At 69.4% G+C, this 18,349-nt stretch carries 10 protein-coding genes; 6 read left to right on the top strand and 4 right to left on the bottom strand.

Going from position 1 to position 18,349, the window contains the following annotated elements; translation table 11 throughout:
- Positions 1-46: 46 nt before the first annotated feature.
- The 3 genes from FKV23_RS00520 to FKV23_RS00510 are packed head-to-tail and all read right to left on the bottom strand — an operon-like array spanning position 47 to position 5,003.
- On the bottom strand, positions 47-2,401 hold the full coding sequence (locus FKV23_RS00520) for an FdhF/YdeP family oxidoreductase (protein WP_141622106.1): 2,355 nt from the start codon (positions 2,399-2,401) through the stop codon (positions 47-49).
- The gene (gene fdhD, locus FKV23_RS00515) at positions 2,398-3,276 is read right to left on the bottom strand and encodes a formate dehydrogenase accessory sulfurtransferase FdhD (protein WP_141622105.1); all 879 of its coding nucleotides are present in this window, start codon (positions 3,274-3,276) and stop codon (positions 2,398-2,400) included. The genes FKV23_RS00520 and fdhD overlap by 4 nt, the downstream gene beginning before the upstream one ends.
- Before the next feature lie 38 nt (positions 3,277-3,314).
- Complete coding sequence (locus FKV23_RS00510; RefSeq protein ID WP_141622104.1) at positions 3,315-5,003, bottom strand: OFA family MFS transporter; 1,689 nt, start codon at positions 5,001-5,003, stop codon at positions 3,315-3,317.
- Between the two features lie 218 nt (positions 5,004-5,221).
- On the opposite strand from FKV23_RS00510, the gene FKV23_RS00505 reads away from it, so the two are divergent.
- The 6 genes from FKV23_RS00505 to FKV23_RS00480 all read left to right on the top strand — a co-directional run bounded on the left by FKV23_RS00505 (position 5,222) and on the right by FKV23_RS00480 (position 16,368).
- Positions 5,222-6,322 carry a substrate-binding domain-containing protein gene (locus FKV23_RS00505; protein WP_141622103.1) on the top strand — a complete coding sequence of 367 codons (1,101 nt, stop codon included), beginning with the start codon at positions 5,222-5,224 and terminating at the stop codon, positions 6,320-6,322.
- A 47-nt stretch (positions 6,323-6,369) separates the two neighbouring features.
- The gene (recC, locus tag FKV23_RS00500) at positions 6,370-9,759 is read left to right on the top strand and encodes an exodeoxyribonuclease V subunit gamma (protein ID WP_141622102.1); all 3,390 of its coding nucleotides are present in this window, start codon (positions 6,370-6,372) and stop codon (positions 9,757-9,759) included.
- Positions 9,756-13,484 carry an exodeoxyribonuclease V subunit beta gene (recB, locus tag FKV23_RS00495; protein ID WP_141622101.1) on the top strand — a complete coding sequence of 1,243 codons (3,729 nt, stop codon included), beginning with the start codon at positions 9,756-9,758 and terminating at the stop codon, positions 13,482-13,484. Before recC ends, recB begins: the two co-directional genes overlap by 4 nt.
- Positions 13,481-15,484, top strand: a complete 2,004-nt coding sequence (recD, locus tag FKV23_RS00490) for an exodeoxyribonuclease V subunit alpha (protein WP_141622100.1) — start codon at positions 13,481-13,483, stop codon at positions 15,482-15,484. The genes recB and recD overlap by 4 nt, the downstream gene beginning before the upstream one ends.
- Positions 15,485-15,615: 131 nt before the next feature.
- Positions 15,616-15,888, top strand: a complete 273-nt coding sequence (locus tag FKV23_RS00485) for a type II toxin-antitoxin system TacA family antitoxin (RefSeq protein WP_167284853.1) — start codon at positions 15,616-15,618, stop codon at positions 15,886-15,888.
- 3 nt (positions 15,889-15,891) lie between these two features.
- Positions 15,892-16,368 carry a GNAT family N-acetyltransferase gene (locus tag FKV23_RS00480; RefSeq protein WP_141622098.1) on the top strand — a complete coding sequence of 159 codons (477 nt, stop codon included), beginning with the start codon at positions 15,892-15,894 and terminating at the stop codon, positions 16,366-16,368.
- A gap of 167 nt (positions 16,369-16,535) precedes the next feature.
- Here the strand turns inward: FKV23_RS00480 and FKV23_RS00475 are convergent, their stop codons facing one another.
- Complete coding sequence (locus FKV23_RS00475; RefSeq protein WP_141622097.1) at positions 16,536-18,251, bottom strand: cellulase family glycosylhydrolase; 1,716 nt, start codon at positions 18,249-18,251, stop codon at positions 16,536-16,538.
- Positions 18,252-18,349: the final 98 nt, after the last annotated feature.

Raw genomic sequence — 18,349 nt, 5'->3', positions numbered from 1 at the left:
GCGGGTCGATGTCGGCGAGCGCGAGCAGGCTTCCGCCTGAAGGTTGTCAATTCACGACGGTGGCGGGAATGTCGCGCTGGGCCGGCGCATCGGCCTCCGGATCCGGCCGGTGCGGCAGCACCACGACCGGGATCGACTTGGAGGTCGGCGTGCGCGCCTCGTCGGCGAAGCTCGACAGCGGCACCAGGGCGTTGGTTTCCGGGTAGTACGCGGACAGGCAGCCGCGCGGGATGTCGTAGGCGACCAACATGAAGCGTCTGGCCATGCGCCGCACGCCGTCCTCGGCCAGGCTTTCCAGGTCGACCCGGTCGCCGGCCCGCATGCCCAGCGCGGCAATGTCGTCGGCGTGGATGAACAGCACCCGGCGCTCGCCGAACACGCCGCGATAGCGGTCGTTGAGGCCGTAGATGGTGGTGTTGTACTGGTCGTGCGAGCGCAGCGTGCTCAGGTTGAACACCGGTCGGTCCGGGTTGCGCGCGCGGGCACGGTGGATCGGATTGTCGGTCGGCACCGCATGGGCGCAGAACACGGCCCGCCCAGCCGGATTGACCCAGACCCGATCGCGCGCCGTGTTGGACAGGCGGAAGCCGCCGGGCACGCGTACGCGGGCATTGAAGTCCTGGAAGTCGTCGAACACCTGCGCGACCAGGTCGCGGATGCGGTCGTAGTCGCAGACCAGCCAGCGCCACGGTATCCGGCTGCGTCCGCCCAGCGTCGCCTCGGCCAGGCGGGCGACGATCGCCGGCTCCGACAGCAGCGCGTCCGAGGCCGGCGGATTGATGCCGGCCGACAGGTGCACCATGCTCATCGAATCCTCGACCGTGACCGCCTGCGGTCCGGCCTCCTGCACATCGATCTCGGTGCGGCCCAGGCACGGCAGGATCAGCGCGTCGCGGCCGTGCACCAGGTGACTGCGGTTGAGCTTGGTGGTCACGTGCACGGTGAGATCGCAGTTGCGCAGCGCGCGATGGGTGGCGTCGGTGTCGGGCGTGGCGGTGGCGAAGTTGCCGCCCATGGCGAAGAACGTCCTGGCGCGGCCGTCGCGCATCGCCTCGATCGCGCCGATGGTGTCGTAGCCGTCCTCGCGTGGCGGCTCGAAGCCGAACACCGCCTGCAGGCGGTCGAGGAAGTCCTGCGGCGGCTTCTCGTAGATCATCATCGTGCGGTCGCCCTGCACGTTGCTGTGCCCGCGCACCGGGCAGGCCCCGGCGCCGGGACGGCCGAGGTGACCACGCAGCAGCAGCAGGTTGACGATCATCTGGATGGTGGCGACCGAATGCTTGTGCTGGGTGATGCCCATGCCCCAGCAGCAGATCACCTTGTCCGCGCCCAGATAGATGTCGCCGGCATGGCGCAGCTGCGCCTCGGACAGACCCGACTCGGCGACGATGACGTCCCAGCTTTCGGCCGCCACGCTGGCGGCGAAGGCGTCGAAGCCGGTCGTGTGTTCGGCGATGAAGGCACGGTCGAGCAGGGAGGCGCGCCCCTCCAGCAATGCCTCGGCATCACGTTCGAGCACGTGCTTGATCATGCCCTTCACCGCCGCCAGGTCGCCGCCGATCCGGAGCTGGCAGTAGTCCGACGAGATCGGCGTCGAACCGTAATGCAGCATCTGCAGCGTGTCCTTGGGATCGGCGAAGCGCTCCAGCCCGCGTTCGCGCAGCGGGTTGAACGAGACGATCCGGGCACCGCGCCTGGAGGCCTCGCGCAGCTCCCCGAGCATGCGCGGATGGTTGGTGCCGGGATTCTGGCCGAAGATGAAGATCGCATCGGCGAGTTCGAAATCGTGCAGCGACACCGTGCCCTTGCCGACGCCGATCTGATGCTTGAGCGCCACGCCCGAGGGCTCGTGACACATGTTGGAGCAGTCGGGAAAGTTGTTGGTACCGAACTCGCGCACGAACAGCTGGTACAGGAACGCCGCCTCGTTGCTGGTGCGGCCGGAGGTGTAGAAGATCGCCTCGTCCGGCGACGCCAGCCCGTTGAGGTGGGCGGCGATCAGCGCGAAAGCCTGGTCCCAGCCCACCGGCAGGTAGCGGTCGCTGGCAGCGTCGTAGCGCATCGGCGTGGTCAGGCGGCCCTGGTCCTCCAGCCAGTAGTCGCTGTAGCCGGCCAGTTGCGACACCGTGTATTGCGCGAACAGCTCCGGTCCGGCGCGGTGCCTGGTCGACTCGGCCGCTACCGCCTTGGCGCCGTTCTCGCAGAACTCGAAGGTAGAGGTGTGGTCGCGATCGGGCCAGGCGCAGCCGGGGCAGTCGAAGCCGTCGGGCTGGTTGGCCTTGAGCAGGGTCCTGGCACCCCGTAGCGGGATGTCCTGTTCGAGCAGGTGGGTGGCGACGCTCTTGAGCGCGCCCCAACCGCCGGCGGGGCCGTCGTATTTGCGGATCGTCTTCTTGCTCATGTCGCGGAATCCCCGCGCCTGCGCGCGCCGGTCAACTCTGCCGGCGCTTCGGGCAGCAGCCGTTGCGGGTGGGTATAGACGGCATATCCGTCGTCGCGGGCGAACCCGATCAGGGTCAGGCCGGCACGGTCGGCGAGCGTGATCGCCAGCGCGGTCGGCGCCGAAACCGCCGCCATCAGCGCGATGCCGGCGCTGGCCGCCTTCATCGCCATCTCGTAGCTGGCGCGGCTGGTGACAACGAGAAAGCCGTCATCGGCCGCGAGTCCCGCACGGTGCATGGCGCCGATCAGCTTGTCGAGTGCGTTGTGCCGGCCCACGTCCTCGCGCACCAGCACGATCCGGCCGTCCTGGTCGGCCCAGCCCGCAGCGTGGGTGGCGCCGGTGAGCGCGTTGAGCGTCTGCGCATCGTGCAGCGCGCGCAATGCGCGGCGCAGCGCAGCGGCCTCGATCCGGATCCCGCTCCGGACCGGTGCGGGATGACGCAGCGCGGTTTCCAGCAATTCGCTGCCACACAAGCCGCAGCCGCTGCGGCCGCTCAGGCTGCGTCGCCGCCGTTCCAGCATGCCGGCGCGTTCGACGGGGATCGACAGCCGGATCTCGACGCCCTCGAACAGCTGTTCGATCCGCTCCACCCGCACCTGGCCGATGGCTTCCACAATGCCCTCGCTGAGCGCGAAGCCGAGCGCGAAGTCCTCCAGGTCGGACGGCGTGGCCATCATCACCGCGAACGGCGCGTCGTTGTAGACGAAGGCGACCGGCACCTCCTCGGCGATGTGGTCGCCCAGGTGCCGGTGCAGGCCGCTGCGCCAACGGTCGACCGGGCGCAGCACACTGCCCGGGGAAGGCGGCTCGGAGGCGGCGGGCTTGCGTGGCATCGTGGTTGCGCTCGTGGACGGATTCATTGGAACGGCCTTCAACGGAACAGCACCAGCGCCTTCTCCAGCGTGATCCACACGCCCCACAACAGCGGGACGCCGACCGCGGCCCAGGCGAAGGCGACCAGCAACGGATTGCCGCCGCGCCCGATCCGCTCCATCTCGGCCTGCGGGATCAGCGACTCGCCGCCCTCGCCCACCTTCTCGTGGGCGAGCTTCTTCTCGCGGGCGAGTTCTTCCGGCGTCATGAAGTGCTTCGGTGCCACCGGCCGCACCAGCAGGTTGCAGATCAGGCCCAGGACCAGCATGCCGGCAAGGATATACATGGTGGTGTTGTAGACCTGCGAAGGCGGCATGCCCAACCCCAGCTGGTACTCGCGCATGTAGCCGACCACCACCGGGCCGAGGATGCCGGCGGTGGCCCAGGCGGTGAGCAGGCGACCGTGGATGGCGCCGACCATCTGGGTGCCGAACAGATCGGCCAGATACGCCGGCACGGTGGCGAACCCGCCGCCGTACATCGACAGGATCACGCAGAACGCGGCCACGAACAGCGCGACGCTGCCGGACGCACCGAAGTGTGGCGCACTGGCGTACAACGCGATGCCGAGCAGGAAGAAGATCGTGTAGGTGTTCTTGCGCCCCAGTTTGTCGGACATCGACGCCCAGAAGAACCGCCCGCCGATGTTGAACAGGCTGATCAGGCCGGTGAAGCCGGCCGCGATCGCCGCGATCGCGCCGAGCTGGGTGGCATCCAGGCTGCCGAAACCGGCATCCACGCCGATCAGCCGGCCGCCGAACATCTCCTGCAGCATCGGCGAGGCCATGCCGATCACCCCGATGCCGGCCGACACGTTCAGGCACAGCACGCCCCACACCAGCCAGAACTGCGGGATGCCCCAGACCTTTTTCACGTGCACGTGACCCTGGGTGATCATCGCGTTGCCGTTCTGCGCCGGTGGTGGCGTCCAGCCGGCGGGACGCCAGCCGGTCGGCGGCACGCGATAGCCGAACGCGCCCGCCATCATGAACACGAAGTACAGCGCCGCCATCACCAGGAAGGTCTCCATCACGCCGACCGAGGTCGGGGTGGCGAAATGGCGCATCAGGATGTCGGCCAGCGGGCTGCCGATCATCGCGCCGCCGCCGAAGCCCATGATCGCCATGCCGGTGGCCATGCCGCGGCGATCCGGGAACCACTTGATCAGCGTCGACACCGGCGAGATGTAGCCCAGTCCCAGGCCGACGCCGCCGATCACGCCCGAGCCCAGCCACAGCATCCAGATCTGGTGCCAGTGCACGCCCAGCGCCGAGATCACCAGGCCGCCGCACCAGCACAGCGCCGCCACCACCCCGGCCTTGCGCGGGCCGGCATGCTCCAGCCAGCCGCCCCAGATCGCCGCCGAGCAGCCCAACAGCACGAAGAACAGCGTGTACATCCAACCCAGTTCCGACACTCGCCAGTCGCAGGCGGCCGAGAACATGCGGGCGAAGAAGCCCATGTCGGCCGGACAGGCGACCGGGGCGTCGACCCCGACCGCCATCGACAGCGGCAGCCAGAACACGCTGAAACCGTAGGCCATGCCGATGCACAGGTGGATCGCCAACGCCGCGGGCGGCACCAGCCAGCGATTGAAACCGGGCCGGGCGACGATGCGCTCTTTGGCCAGCAGGCCTGGGGGGCGGACGGATACAGGGTCGAGAACGGTGCTAGCCGGCTGGCTCATGGATTTCCTCCCGGGCATGACCATGGGTCTGCGTGAGGCCGCTTAATATGTTATTGACTACATAATTGATTCGCGGCTTGCCGGGCGAGACTAGTACAAGATCAACAAGTACTGCGCGATGCGATGGTCGAATAATATGTTTTGAAAAACCGATTGAATCGGCGACCGGGCAGTCCTGCAGTGCAGCACGCCCGCACCCGCGCGAACCGGAGGAGACGATGTTCAAGATCGGCATCGAGCCGTACTGGAAGCTGGAAGTGGCCGACCGCGGGCAGATGCCCGCGCGCCTGATCGGACTGTTGCTGGCGGTGCATGAGACCGGCTCGCTGGCCGCCGGCTGCCGCCGTGCCGGCCTGTCCTATCGCTACGCCTGGGGCCTGCTCAAGCAGGCGCAGGCGCTGTTCGGCCGCCCGCTGCTGCGCATGACCCGCGGCCGCGGGGCGCGGCTCACCCCGATCGGCGAGCGCCTGGTCTGGGCCGACAAGCGCATCGCCGCGCGGCTGTCGCCCATGTTCGAGAGCCTGGCCACCGAGCTGGAGGCCGAACTCGAGCGCTACCTCAGCGCGCAGGCCATGCCGCTGCGCATCCACGCCTCGCACGGGTTCGGGGTGGAAACCCTGCGCCGCTTCATGTCCGACGACAACATGCCGCTGGACCTGAAGTACCGCAGTCCCGACGACGCGCTCGCGGCGCTGCGCAGCGGCAGCTGTGACCTGGCCGGCCTGCATCTGCCGATCGGTGCGCTGGAAGAGGAGATTGCCCGGCACTATCTCGACCGCTTCGACCTGCAGGGCGACCGCGTGCTGCACCTGGCGATGCGCCGGCAGGGACTGGTGCTGGCGCCGGGCAATCCGAAAGGTGTGCACGGCCTCGACGATCTGCTGCGCGGCGACCTGCGCTTCATCCATCGTCAGCCCGGTTCCGGCACCCGCCTGCTGCTGGAATGCATGCTGGCGCGGCAGGGGCTGTCGTTCGCCGCAATCAACGCCTGCGACGTGGAGGAACTGACCCATGCCGCGGTCGCCGCCTACGTCGCCAGCGGCCTGGCCGATGCCGGCCTGGCACTGGAGCCGCCCGCGCGCCGCTACGGCCTCGACTTCGTGCCGATGGTCACCGAGCACTACTTCTTCCTGTGCCGCGAGGAGATGCTGGAAAGCGGGCAGCTGGCCGAACTGGTCGACCTGCTGCGCGGCGACGCCTTCCGCCACGCCCTCGGCCAGCTGCCCGGCTACGACCCGAGTTACTGCGGCACCGTGCAGACCCTGCCGGAGGCCTTCCCCTCCATCCGCGCAGCCCAGGCACCGCAAGCCGCGGCCTGACCCCAATGTTCTCGCCGCCTGCGACCCGGCTCCGGCATCATGGCCGGATGCCGGGTCCGTCCGACTTCCGCCTCTACCACTCCAATGCGCTCGACGTGCTCGCCGGCCTGCTGGCCGACGCGCTGCGCGAACCCGCGCCCGGGCAGGCGCTGCTGACGCCGGACACGATCCTGATCCCGCAGGTGGCGATGCGGCGCTGGCTGCAGGCGACCCTGGCCGCGCGCCATGGCGTGGCCGCCAACCTCGAGTTCCTCACCCCCGGCGAGTTCGTCGCCCGCGCGCTGGACGCCAATCTCGGCAGGAGCGATGGCGATCTCGACGCGGCCGCGCTGCAGTGGCGCGTGTACGCCGCGCTGGCCGATCCGGCGGTGCTCGAACGCCCGGCCCTGCGCGCGCTGCGCGAGCACCTGCGCGGCGATGACGCGCTCAAGCCCTGGGCGCTGGCCGGCGAGCTGGCCGCGGTGTTCGAGAAGTACCAGGCCTGGCGCCGCGACTGGCTGCTGCGCTGGGAGGCCGGTGCCGATCCGGACGACCCGCAGGCCATCCTCTGGCGCGAAGTGGCGGCCGGCCGCACGCATCGCGCTCGCCGCATCCAGGACTACCTCGCGCGGTTCGGCAGGCATGATCCCGACGGCGAGGCATTGCCGCAGGGCCTGCCGCCGCGGCTGTTCGCCTTCGCCACCCTCAACGTCTCGCCCGACGTGCTGCGGGTGATGGCCACCCAGGCCCGCGTGGGCACCCTGCACTTCTACCTGCCCACGCCGACGCGCGCGTACTGGGGCGACCTGCAGGCATTGGGCGCACGCCTGCGCAGCGGTTCGCCGGCGCCGTTCGGAGACGAGGCCGACGAGAACCCGCTGCTGCGCAGCTGGGGCATGGCCGGGCGCGACTTCATGGCCCTGCTCGGCAGCTACGAGGTGGTGCATCCCTCGGGCGAGATCGATGCCTGCGTCGACCCCGAGCATGCGGATCAGCACGACAGCCTGCTGCAGCGCCTGCAGGCCGATCTGTTCCACCGCCGCAGCGCCCCCTCCGGCACGCCGCGCGCGGCCGTGGACCGCGACGACCCCAGCCTGCAGCTGCACGCCTGCCACACCCGCCTGCGCGAACTGCAGGTGCTGCACGACCGCCTGCGCGCGCTGCTCGAGGACAAACGGTTCGACCCGCCGCTGCAGCCGCGCGAGATCGCGGTGCTGGCGCCGGACATCGACCCCTACGTGCCGTACCTGGACGCGGTGTTCGGCGGCCACGGCGACAAGGATCATGCTCCGGGCGGACCGATCCCCTACGCGATGGCCGATGCCAGCCCGCTGGCCGGGGAACCGCTGGCCGAGGTGTTCCTGCGCCTGCTGGCGCTGCCGGTGGCGCGCTTCGGCCTGCAGGAAATGCTCGACCTGCTCGCCAGCCCGCCACTGGCCGAGGCCGCCGGGCTCGACGCCGACGCGTTCGAGCGCCTGCACGGCTGGCTGCAGGCCGCCGGCGCGCGTTGGGGCATCGATGCCGCGCACCGCGCGCGCCACGGTGCGCCGGCCGACGACGCCTATACCTGGCAGTTCGCACTGGACCGCCTGCTGCTCGGCCACGCCACCGGCGGCGATGAACCGATTGCCGGCGCCGGACAGGTCGTCGCGCCCTGGCCGGAACTGGAGGGCGGCGCGCTCGAAGCGCTCGACAAGCTGCTGCGGTTGCTGCGCGTGCTCGCCCGCCACCAACGCCTGCTCGGCGAAGCGATGCCGCCCGCGCAGTGGCGCGAACGCCTGCTGGTCCTGCTCGATGACCTGCCGCCGCGCCCGCCCTCCACGCCCGGCGGGCAGCGTGCGCTGGAGCGCCTGCGCCGCCTGGTCGACAGCTTCGCACGCGATGCCGAACGCGCCGGGGCCGAGTTGCCCGTTCCGGCTGAAGTCGTGCGCTCCCATTTCGCCGCCGTGCTGTCCGCAGCCGACACCCGTGCGCCGCTGCTCACCGGCGGCGTCAGCTTCGCGCGGATGGTGCCGATGCGGCTGTTGCCGTTCCGGGTGATCTGCCTGCTGGGCATGAACGACGGCGAGTTCCCGCGCCGCGACCCGGTCGCCGGACTCAACCGCCTCACCGCCGAACTGGACACCGGCAAGCGTCGTCACGGCGACCGCTCCACCCGCGACGACGACCGCTACCTGTTCCTGCAGCTGTTCTCGTCCGCACAGGACGTGTTCTACCTCAGCTGGCTCGGCGCCGACCCGCGCGACGGCAGCGTGCGCGAGCCTTCGGCGCTGGTCGACGAACTGCGGGCCGCCGCCGGTGCCTACCACGCCGACCCGGCCGCCGCGGCGCAGGAACTGGTATTGCGGCATCCGCTGCAGCCGTTCTCGCCGGCCGCGTTCGGCGGCGGCGACGCGCCCGATCCGCGTCATTTCAGCTACCGCCGCCACTGGCACCCTGCTGCCGGCCACCTGGCCGGCGCGCGCACGGCATTGCCGCCCTGGATGGACGCCGCCGCCGCGCTGGCGCCGGCCATCGAGGTCGAAGACACGCTGTCGCTCGACGCACTGCGCCGGTTCCTGATGGCGCCGGCCGAACAGTTCCTGCGCCAGCGGCTGGGCCTGCGCCTGGCCGAGGTCGAGGCCGCCGGTGAGGATGTGGAACCGCTGCAGGCGCCCGGTCGTGGCCTCGAGCGCATGCAACTGCAACGCGCGGCGTTCGATGCGCTGCTCGCCGGCGAGGATGCCGAGGCGATGCAACCTCGGCTGCGTGCGCGCGGCCTGCTGCCGTCCGGGCCGCTGGGCCGGCGCGCACTGGCCGGGGTGCTGGACGAGGTTCAACCCTATGCCGCGCAGTTCGTCGCATGGCGCGGCGATGCGGAACCGCGGTCGTGGCCGCTGGAAGTGGAGATCGACGGCGTGCGCCTGCAAGGCCGCCTCGCCGACGCGTGGCCACAGGGGCTGGCGCGGTTGCGCTTCGGCACGCCGAACGGGCCGTCAGCGATCCGCCACGGCCTGGACTGGTTGCTGGCGGAAGCCGCCGGCCTCGGCCTGCCGCTGCTCGAGTTCCACCAGGGCGAGGACGGCGTCCGCGCCTATCCGCGCGACGCCATCGGTCGCGATCAGGCGACCGCCGCACTGCGCCACCTGCTCGCGCTGCGCGGCGAGGGCCTGCGCCGCCCGCTGGCCTTTGCGCCGTACAGCGGCTGGGAATATTTCAACGCACCCGATCCGGTGCGCGCGGTACGCAACGCCGCGGCGAAATGGCGCGGCGGGACGCGACAGTGGGCCGAAGGCGACAGCGAAGCGCTGCGACTGGCATTGCGCGGGCGCGATCCGTTCACCGACCTCGACACCCTGCGCGAGTTCGCCGCGCTCGCGCGCGCGATCTACGGTGCGGTGACCCGCGGCGTGGTCGAAGGCGATGCCGCGGACGTCCTCGCGCTCCCGCTCGAGGACGATGCGGAGGACGCGGCATGAGCGACACCCCGCGCGGTCCGTGGCCTGACCCCTGGCTCGACCTGCCACTGTCCGGCGTGCGCCTGATCGAGGCCTCGGCCGGTACCGGCAAGACCTTCACCCTCGCCACCCTGGTCGCCCGGCTGGTGGTCGAACGCGACCTGCGCCTGGCGCAGATCCTCGCCGTCACCTTCACCGAAGCCGCGACCCAGGAGCTGCGCAAGCGCATTCGCGAACGCCTGCAACTGGCACTGGAGCTGGTCGATGGCGGGCGTGCCGGTGACGAGTCGATCGATGACGGGCATGCTGATGATGGGCACGTCGATGAAGAGCCGGCCGCGGCCGCGCTCACCCGCGCCCTGCTCGACGGCCACCGTGCCCGCAGCGGCGAAACCGTCGACGCATTGCATCGGCGCCTGCAACGCGCGGTCGACGAGATCGACCTCGCCGCGATCTTCACCATCCACGGCTTCTGCGCCCGCGTGCTGCGCGAGCACGCGCTGGAAAGCGGCCAGGGTTTCGACCCGCCGGAACTGCTGGCCAACGACCGCGGCCTGCGCGAGGACGTGGCCGCCGACCTGTGGCGCGCGCATGCGACCGATGCGGCCGGCGCCGACGACCTGAACACGTTGTGGAAGGAAGGCCCGACCGCGCTGGCGGCCGACCTGCCGGCACTGGTGCGCGAGCCGGTGCTGTTGCCGCCCGCGCCGGACGCCGACAGCGACGCGCTGGATGCAGCGCAGCGCCGACTCGATGCCACCGCGACCCACCTGCAGCAGGCCTGGCAGGCGCACGGCGAGTCCTTTTTCGACGCCCTCGGCGCCGCGATCGATGGCGGCGTGATGAATGGCAACCAGTACAAACCACAGTGGGTCGCAGAGCTGCGCCAGTGGCTGCATGCCTGGGCCGCCGATCCGCACCTGTCCACCGAGCCGCATCCGAAACTTGAAAAACTGCGTACCGAAGCGCTCACCGCGGGCACGAAGAAAGCGCATGTCGGCAAGACGCCCGCCTCGCCTCCCCTCAACGCCGCGGTCGCCGACCATCTCGATGCCCTGCATGCGATGGAAGCGGCCCGTGCCCACCGCCGCGCCGCCCTGCTGCACCGCCTGCGCGACGACGCTCGCACGCGACTGGCCACGCTCAAGCGCCAGCGCCGCGTGCAGACCTACGATGACCTGATCGACGACGTCGCCGATGCGCTCGACGGATCGCAGGGCGATGCGCTCGTCCGCGCGCTGCGCACGCAGTACCGCGTCGCCCTGGTCGACGAGTTCCAGGACACCGACCCGCGCCAGTGGCGCATCTTCAAGCGCGTGTTCGGTCAGGCCGGAAGCGATCCGGCGCTGTTCCTGATCGGCGACCCCAAGCAGGCGATCTACGGTTTCCGCGGCGGCGACGTGCACACCTACCTGGCCGCCCGCGCCGACGCCGAGGCCGCGCCGGCGTTGTCGCACAACTTCCGCTCGCGGCCGTCGCTGCTGCGGGCGATCGACGCGCTGTACGCGCAGGCCGGCAACACCGCCTTCGTCGACGAACGCATCGCCTTCCACACGCTCGAGCCCGGCGGCAAGCGCGGCGATGCCGACTTCCGGCGCGCCGGCTCCGTGGCGCCGGCGCTGACCCTGTGGCGCGCCCCCGATCCGGCGGCGGACGACAAGGGCAGGGTCAAGCCATGGAGCGCGCCCGATTCGCGCGCGCTGGCCACCGCGGCCTGCGTCGCCGCGATCCATGCCGTGCTGCGCGACGAGCGCGACCATCGCGCGAAGATCGACGGTCGCGCCGCGCGACCCGGCGACATCGCGGTGCTGGTGCGCAGCCATGCCGAGGCCACCCGCGTCCAGCGCGCGCTCGCCGACGTCGGCATTCCCGCGGTCGCCGCCGGCAAGCAGAGCCTGTTCGCCACCACCGAGGCACGTGAGCTGCACATCCTGCTGCTGGCGCTGCTGCATGGCGCCGACGACGCCCGCCTGCGCGCGGCGCTGGCCACGGTGCTGGTCGGCGTCGACGCGGCCGGCATCGAACGACTGGACCGTCCCGTCGACGACAGCAGCACCAACACCCATCGCCACTGGCAGCACCAGGCGCTCACCTGGCGCGAACGCCTGCTGCGCGGCGGCCCGCTGGCGCTGGTCGGCGAGCTGTGCGCGGCGCAATCCGGACGCCTGCTCGGCCTGCTCGACGGCGAGCGCCGGGTCAGCAACTACCTGCAGCTGGCCGAACTGCTGCAGGAGGCCGCCCGGCAAGCACTCGGCCTGCAGGGCCTGGTCGACTGGCTTGGCCGTCGCATCGCCAGCGCCGACGAGAACGACGAGGCCCAGCTGCTGCGGCTGGAATCCGACGCACACCGGGTGAAGATCGTCACCCTGCACAAGAGCAAGGGCCTGGAGTATCCGCTGGTGTTCCTGCCCTTCGTCGGCATCGGCCGCGATGCCAGGGCACCGACACGCCAGTGCGTGGTCCACGACGCCACCGACGGCCGTCGCCTGCACTGGAAGCTCGACTTGCCCGAAGCGGAATGGAACAACGCCGAAAGCGAATGGAAGCAGGAACAGCGCGCCGAGGACGCACGCCTGCTGTACGTCGGCCTGACCCGCGCCGAACACGCGCTGTGGGTCGCGCATGGCCCGTTCTTCAACCACGAGCGCAGCCCGCTGTCGCCGATGCTGCGCGACCTGCAGGCGCTGGCCGGAACGCCTGGCATCGTCCTCGACCCCGGCGCACCGCCCACCGACCTGCCGCGCCTGCCGCCCGAATCCGAAGCCGCGGTGCCCCCCGCGCGCGAGGCCAGCCGCCCGCTGTCGCACGACTGGTGGGTGTACAGCTTCACCCAGCTCGCGCACGCCGATGCCGGCAGCGACGCCGGCAACGATCCGTCCAGCGCGTCGACCCTGCCGGTTCCCGGCGGCCAGGACGAACCCGCGCCGGTGGAGGACGACGACGATGGCTTCGACCCGCGTTTCGCCGGCACCCGCTTCGGCGTGGCCCTGCATGCCGCGCTGGAGCATGTCGATTTCGCCGCCTGGCGCGGCTGGCGGCCGGGCGAGACGGCACCGGACGATGAAGCCACCGTCATCGCCGAAGCGTTGCAGCAGGAAGGCTACGCCAGCGACGAACTCGAAGACGGCATCGCCCTGACCACGGCGCTGGTCGGCCACACCCTCACCGTCGCCCTGCCCGAGGGCACGCGCCTGTGCGAGGTGCCGGCAGGCGAACGCCGCCCGGAGATCGAGTTCCAGTTCTCGCTGCAATCGACCCGGGTCGACGCATTGCTGCAGTTGCTGCACGCGCACGGGGTGGTCCGCGAGCGCCACGGCTTCGGTCTGCGCCAGCGGCTGGAAGGCCTGATGACCGGCCTGATCGACCTTACCTACTGCCATGACGGCCGCTGGTACGTGCTCGACTACAAGTCCAACCGCCTGCCGCGCTACGACGCCGCCGCGCTCGACGCCGCCATGGCCCACAGCGAGTACGACCTGCAGGCGCTGATCTACACCCTGGCCCTGCACCGCTGGCTGCGCTTCCGCCTCGGCGACCGCTACGACTACGAACGCGACTTCGGTGGCATCCGTTACCTGTTCTGCCGCGGCCTCGACGCGACTCGCGATGACTCCCCCGGCATTCACGCACACCACTTCGCCCCGGAACTGGTGCACGCCCTCGACGCCCTGTTCGCCGGCAAAGAGCCCCTCTCCCGCCCGCGGGAGAGGGGTTGGGGTGAGGGCATACACGAGGGCACCCCATGAGCGCACCCTCCCTGCTCAACGCCCTGTGGCAAAGCGGCCAACTTCGCACCCTCGACCACGCCCTCGCGCAGAGCCTGCGCCGGCTCGACCCGGACACGCCCGATGAAGTACTGGCCGCCGCCGCGCTGGCCTCGCTGGCGGTATCGCAGGGCCATGCCGGCTTCGATCCCGCGCAGCCGCAGATGCTGGTCGAGGCGCCGCTGCCGTGGCCGGAGCCCGAAGCATGGACGCGCGCGCTGGGCACCTCACGCTGGGTCGCCACGCCCGAAGCCGCCGATATTGAAGCTGCCACCGACGCACCGCTGGTCCTCGAACACACTCTCGAAGGGCGCGGCCTGCTCTACCTGCGCCGTTACCGCGAGTACGAACGCCGGCTCGCGCTGCAACTGCACCGGATCGCCGCGCATCCATTGCCCGGCGACGCCCCCACCCCGCTCGCACCGCTGTTCGCGCAACTGTTCCCCACTTCTTCCCTTCTCCCGCCAGCGGGAGACAAACCGGCAGGGACTGCCGGTTTGGACGACGAAGTCGCCCGGAGGGCGAGCGCCATGGATGGCGCGAGTCAACGTGCCCGAAGGGCGGATGAGGGCGCCTTCCACGAAGACCGACAGGCCCGCGCCGCCGCCGTCGCCCTACGTCACGCCCTGCTGCTGGTCACCGGCGGGCCCGGCACCGGCAAGACCACCACCATCACTCGCCTGCTGACCCTGCTGGTCGCGCAGGCCCGGCACGCCGGCCGCGCCGCGCCGCGCATCGCTCTGGCCGCGCCGACCGGCCGCGCCGCCGAACGCATGGCCGAAAGCGTGCGCGCCGCGGCGCAGACACTCGAAGCCGCCGGCATCGATGCCGGCCTGTGCGCGCAACTGCCGACCACCGGCACCACCCTGCATCGCCTGCTCGGCACGATCCCCGACACCCCGCGCTTCCGTCACCACGCCGACCACCCGCTGCCGCTGGACGTGGTGGTGGTCGACGAAGCCTCGATGATCGACCTGCCGCTGATGACCAAACTGGTCGAAGCCGTGCCCGACGGCGCGCGCCTGGTCCTGCTCGGCGACCCCGACCAGTTGCCCTCGGTCGAAGCCGGCGACGTACTGGCCGGCATCCTGTTAGCGGCCGGCGACGGCGCGCACCTGACCGCCGCCGACGCCGAAGCGCTGCAACCCCTGCTTGGCACCGCGTCGGCCGCAGCCGTCTCCAATGTCCCGCCCGCCTTCCCAGCCCGCCATGTCCACCTCACCCGTGGCTTCCGCCAGCACGACGCTCTGCAACTGGCCCCGCTCGCCATCGCCGTCCGCACCGGCGACGCCACCAGCACGCTCGACCTGCTGCGCGGCGCCACCCTGCCCGGCGTGCACTTCCACGAAGACCTCGCCGATCCGCTGCAAGTCCACCGCGACCGCCTGCTCGCCCACTGGACCTCGCTGGCCCGGACCGACAGTCCCGCCGAAGCGCTGCGCCTTGCCACCCGCCTGCGCCTGCTCACCGCCGTGCGCGATGGCCCGCAGGGCGCACGCAGCGTCAACGCCCGCGTCGAAGCGATACTGTCCGGCAGCCGCCTAGGCGGTTCGCGCGGCCGCGGCGCCGGCCACTTCCACGGCCGCCTGCTGCTGATCACCCAGAACAGCTACCGCCACCGCCTGTTCAACGGCGACATCGGCATCTGCCTGCGCGACGACGACGGTCACCTCGTCGCCTGGTTCCCCGGTGAAGATCCATCGCAACCGCGCCCCTTCCACCCCGCCACCCTGCCCGCCCACGAAAGCGCCTTCGCCATGACCGTGCACAAGGCGCAGGGCTCCGAATTCGACGAAGTCTGGCTGCTGCTGCCCGAGCGCTCCACCCGCGTGCTCTCGCGCGAGCTGGTCTACACCGGCATCACCCGCGCCCGCCGAGAACTGCATCTGGCCGGCAGCGCCGGGATCATCGAAGCCGCGCTGGCGCGGCATGCCAGCCGCTGGTCGGGCCTGGGCTGGCGGCTCGGGTTCACGGACTACTGAATGCTGCGGAAATTGCAGTTGAGCAATTTCCGGTATGTATGTACAGTGTGCATACAAGCGCCCACATATGCGCGCCCATACAGAAGCACCCCACGCCAGCACGACCGGCAACCAGAACAGGAGCACTCGCCATGAGCGCCGCCACCAGCAAGGTCATCAATTTCCGCGCGCCTGCCGCCAAGCAGGCGCTGATCGACCATGCCGTGGAAGTCAGCGGCATGAACCGCACGGAGTTCATCCTGGACGCCGTGTGCGATAAGGCGCGAGAAGTGTTGGCCGACCAAACCCGGTTCGCCCTGAGCCGGCAGGCCCTGCAGCGCTTCAATGCCCAGCTCGATGCGCCCCTGGAGGACAATGCGGCGATCCGCCGCCTGTTGAGCACCCCGGCGCCCTGGGAGCGCTGAGCCTTGCCGCTCAGTGCCCCCAGCCCGCTCAACGATGAGCACCGGCTGGACGACTTCCGCTGCAGCGCACCGGAACTGACAAAGTGGCTGTTGGAGCGGGCGCGCCAGAATCAGGCGTCTGGCGCATCGAGGTGTTTCGTCGTCTGTGACGAGCAGCAGCACGTCGTGGGCTACTACGCGCTGGCGGCCGGCGCGGTGTCACATGGAGATGTGCCCGGCCGCATCCGACGCAACATGCCTAGTCCGATCCCGGTCATCGTGTTGGGGCGCTTGGCTGTGCACGCGGACTGGGTTGGCCAAGGGATCGGACAGGGGTTGCTCAAGGATGCCGTACAACGGACGTTGCAGACCTGCGAACAGATAGGCGCCCGTGCGCTGCTGTGCCACGCCATCGATGAAGAAGCGAAGGCGTTCTACCTCAAACACGGCTTCATCGTGTCACCCATCCACGACATGACGGTGATGCTGCCACTCGGGTAACGTCGGTTGGGGGAACGACTCGATCTCTCGCCAACGGTTGCAGACCGGACGACTGGCCTCGGCGTCGCACTGCGGCGACTGCCTCACGCCTGCAAGCGAATCAGCAAGAAGGCGGTCACGACGCTAGCCGTGACCGCCACTCACATCCCACATCCTCGCCAGGGTGGTCAGGGAGCCTGGATCGCCCACTGCTGATTGTTGCCATTCAACCAGCCCCACTGGTGAACGTTTGCACCATCGGACGAAGAGACGCCCGAGACATCCAGCGCCGAGCCGGTGCTGCTGACCGGTGACAGCCGGTAGAAGCCCCCGCTCGTCGCCGAGACAATCCAGCGCTGATTATTGGCGCCGGTATAGGTCCGAATGTCCACGTTGGTTCCATTCGCTGCCGATGTGCTCGCTACCTGCAACGCCTTTCCGCTTTGAACGCCAGTGATCCGGTAGGTGTTGTTTCCGAGGTGGGTGAACGTCCAGCGTTGGTTGTTGGCGCCGCCATACGTCCACTGAAGTACGTTTGCACCGTCGGCAGTACTGCGGCCGCTCACGTCGAGCGCCTTGCCGCTGTGTCGGGAAATCACCCGATACGTACCGTTTGCAATGATCTGGCCGGAATCGGCACCGCGCTTGATCGCGTTGAGGGCACCGGCATCGACGACCGAGCCATTGGAGCGGTTGAACAACGCAAAATTGGCCGTGCCGTTATCCCAGTAGAAGGTCTTGATGCCATTGAGCCGGGCGGCGCGGTTGATGTATTCCAGGTAGTACTCGCGCGACTGCCGGTTCATGCCCGAACGAAACTCGACGCCGTACTCGCCGATGATCACCGGGATGCCGTTGTCCACCCACCTGGCGCGAACCTGCGAGAAGAGGCTGTCGACATAGCTCTCCTGGGCCCAGGAACAATCGCTTTGTGGAGGATAGGGCGAGCCCCAATACCAACAGCTCCCCTCCGGATCCAGCGTGTACTGGAACGGATCGTAGTAGTGGACCTCGACCATGAGCCGGTTGGCGATCGAGTCCGACGGCATGTTGAAGAAGTTGAGGCCGTGTTGCACGTTCGTGTTGTAGGTCTGCACGATGAGCGTGCGCGACGCATTGTTGCCGCCGGTTGCGCGCACGGCATCGACGAATGTCTGGTTGTACGACTGTTGAACGGTGTTGTGCTCGGTGGTCGGCGTACCGTAGTTCGCGCGAACTTCATTGGTGCCGGCGAACAGCATGCGTTCGTTGTAGTTGCGGAACGTGTTGGCGATCTGGGTCCAGTAGTTCCACTGCTTCTGGTTGTTCGCAGCCTGGTGCGAGTAGAAAGGGTGCTCCTCGAGCCAGCCGCCATCCCAATGGATGTTCAGAACGACGTACATGTCCTGGCTGTACGCGTAGTCCACCACCTGTTTGACGCGCGCCATCCAGGTCGAGTCGATGGTCTGCGTCTGCTGGTTGGCGTGACAGTCCCAGGCCGCCGGAATGCGGATGGCATTGAAGCCGGCAGCTTTCACGGAGTTGACCAGTTGCTGCGTGGCGGCTGGATTGCCCCAGGCTGTCTCGCTGCAGATCGCCTCCATGGTGTTACCCAGGTTCCAGCCGATCCGGATCTGGCCCGCGACTTGCTGGGCGGTTGGAAGCTGGGCGAATGCAGGTCCTGCAAACAGGAGCGCCGTCGCACACAACATCGACAACTGCCCGATCAATCTGGCCCGGAGCAAGCGAACGGAAGCGAAAGGTTTGCGATTCGACATGAACCCCCCAAAAGTCTCGATCAACACAATCTGGCTGATCCGCCACGCCATAAGTTGACGTTGCGGGGCTTGGCGTTGCCGGTTGCTCCCGTCGCACAACGAACCGCTGTGAAGCAACTTCGAGGCGAGCATAGGCAGGCGTGTCATGCCATACCAATGAATTGTTCTTAATGAGCTATATCGTTTTCGAATGCGGCATTGCACCAACAAACCACGCCTTTCAGTCGTCGGTCGTCCAACGTCAT

Origin of the sequence: Lysobacter alkalisoli, assembly GCF_006547045.1 — a bacterium.
Lineage (GTDB): Bacteria > Pseudomonadota > Gammaproteobacteria > Xanthomonadales > Xanthomonadaceae > Marilutibacter > Marilutibacter alkalisoli.
Note: the sequence above shows the minus strand (reverse complement) of the source record. Positions and strands in the feature narration are given on the sequence as shown.

Bases quoted from the DNA above. Each gene is read 5' to 3' on its own strand.
- FKV23_RS00520 (WP_141622106.1), bottom strand. From the start codon at position 2,401: ATGAGCAAGAAGACGATCCGCAAATACGACGGCCCCGCCGGCGGTTGG.
- fdhD (WP_141622105.1), bottom strand. From the start codon at position 3,276: ATGCCACGCAAGCCCGCCGCCTCCGAGCCGCCTTCCCCGGGCAGTGTG.
- FKV23_RS00510 (WP_141622104.1), bottom strand. From the start codon at position 5,003: ATGAGCCAGCCGGCTAGCACCGTTCTCGACCCTGTATCCGTCCGCCCC.
- FKV23_RS00505 (WP_141622103.1), top strand. From the start codon at position 5,222: ATGTTCAAGATCGGCATCGAGCCGTACTGGAAGCTGGAAGTGGCCGAC.
- recC (WP_141622102.1), top strand. From the start codon at position 6,370: ATGCCGGGTCCGTCCGACTTCCGCCTCTACCACTCCAATGCGCTCGAC.
- recB (WP_141622101.1), top strand. From the start codon at position 9,756: ATGAGCGACACCCCGCGCGGTCCGTGGCCTGACCCCTGGCTCGACCTG.
- recD (WP_141622100.1), top strand. From the start codon at position 13,481: ATGAGCGCACCCTCCCTGCTCAACGCCCTGTGGCAAAGCGGCCAACTT.
- FKV23_RS00485 (WP_167284853.1), top strand. From the start codon at position 15,616: ATGAGCGCCGCCACCAGCAAGGTCATCAATTTCCGCGCGCCTGCCGCC.
- FKV23_RS00475 (WP_141622097.1), bottom strand. From the start codon at position 18,251: ATGACACGCCTGCCTATGCTCGCCTCGAAGTTGCTTCACAGCGGTTCG.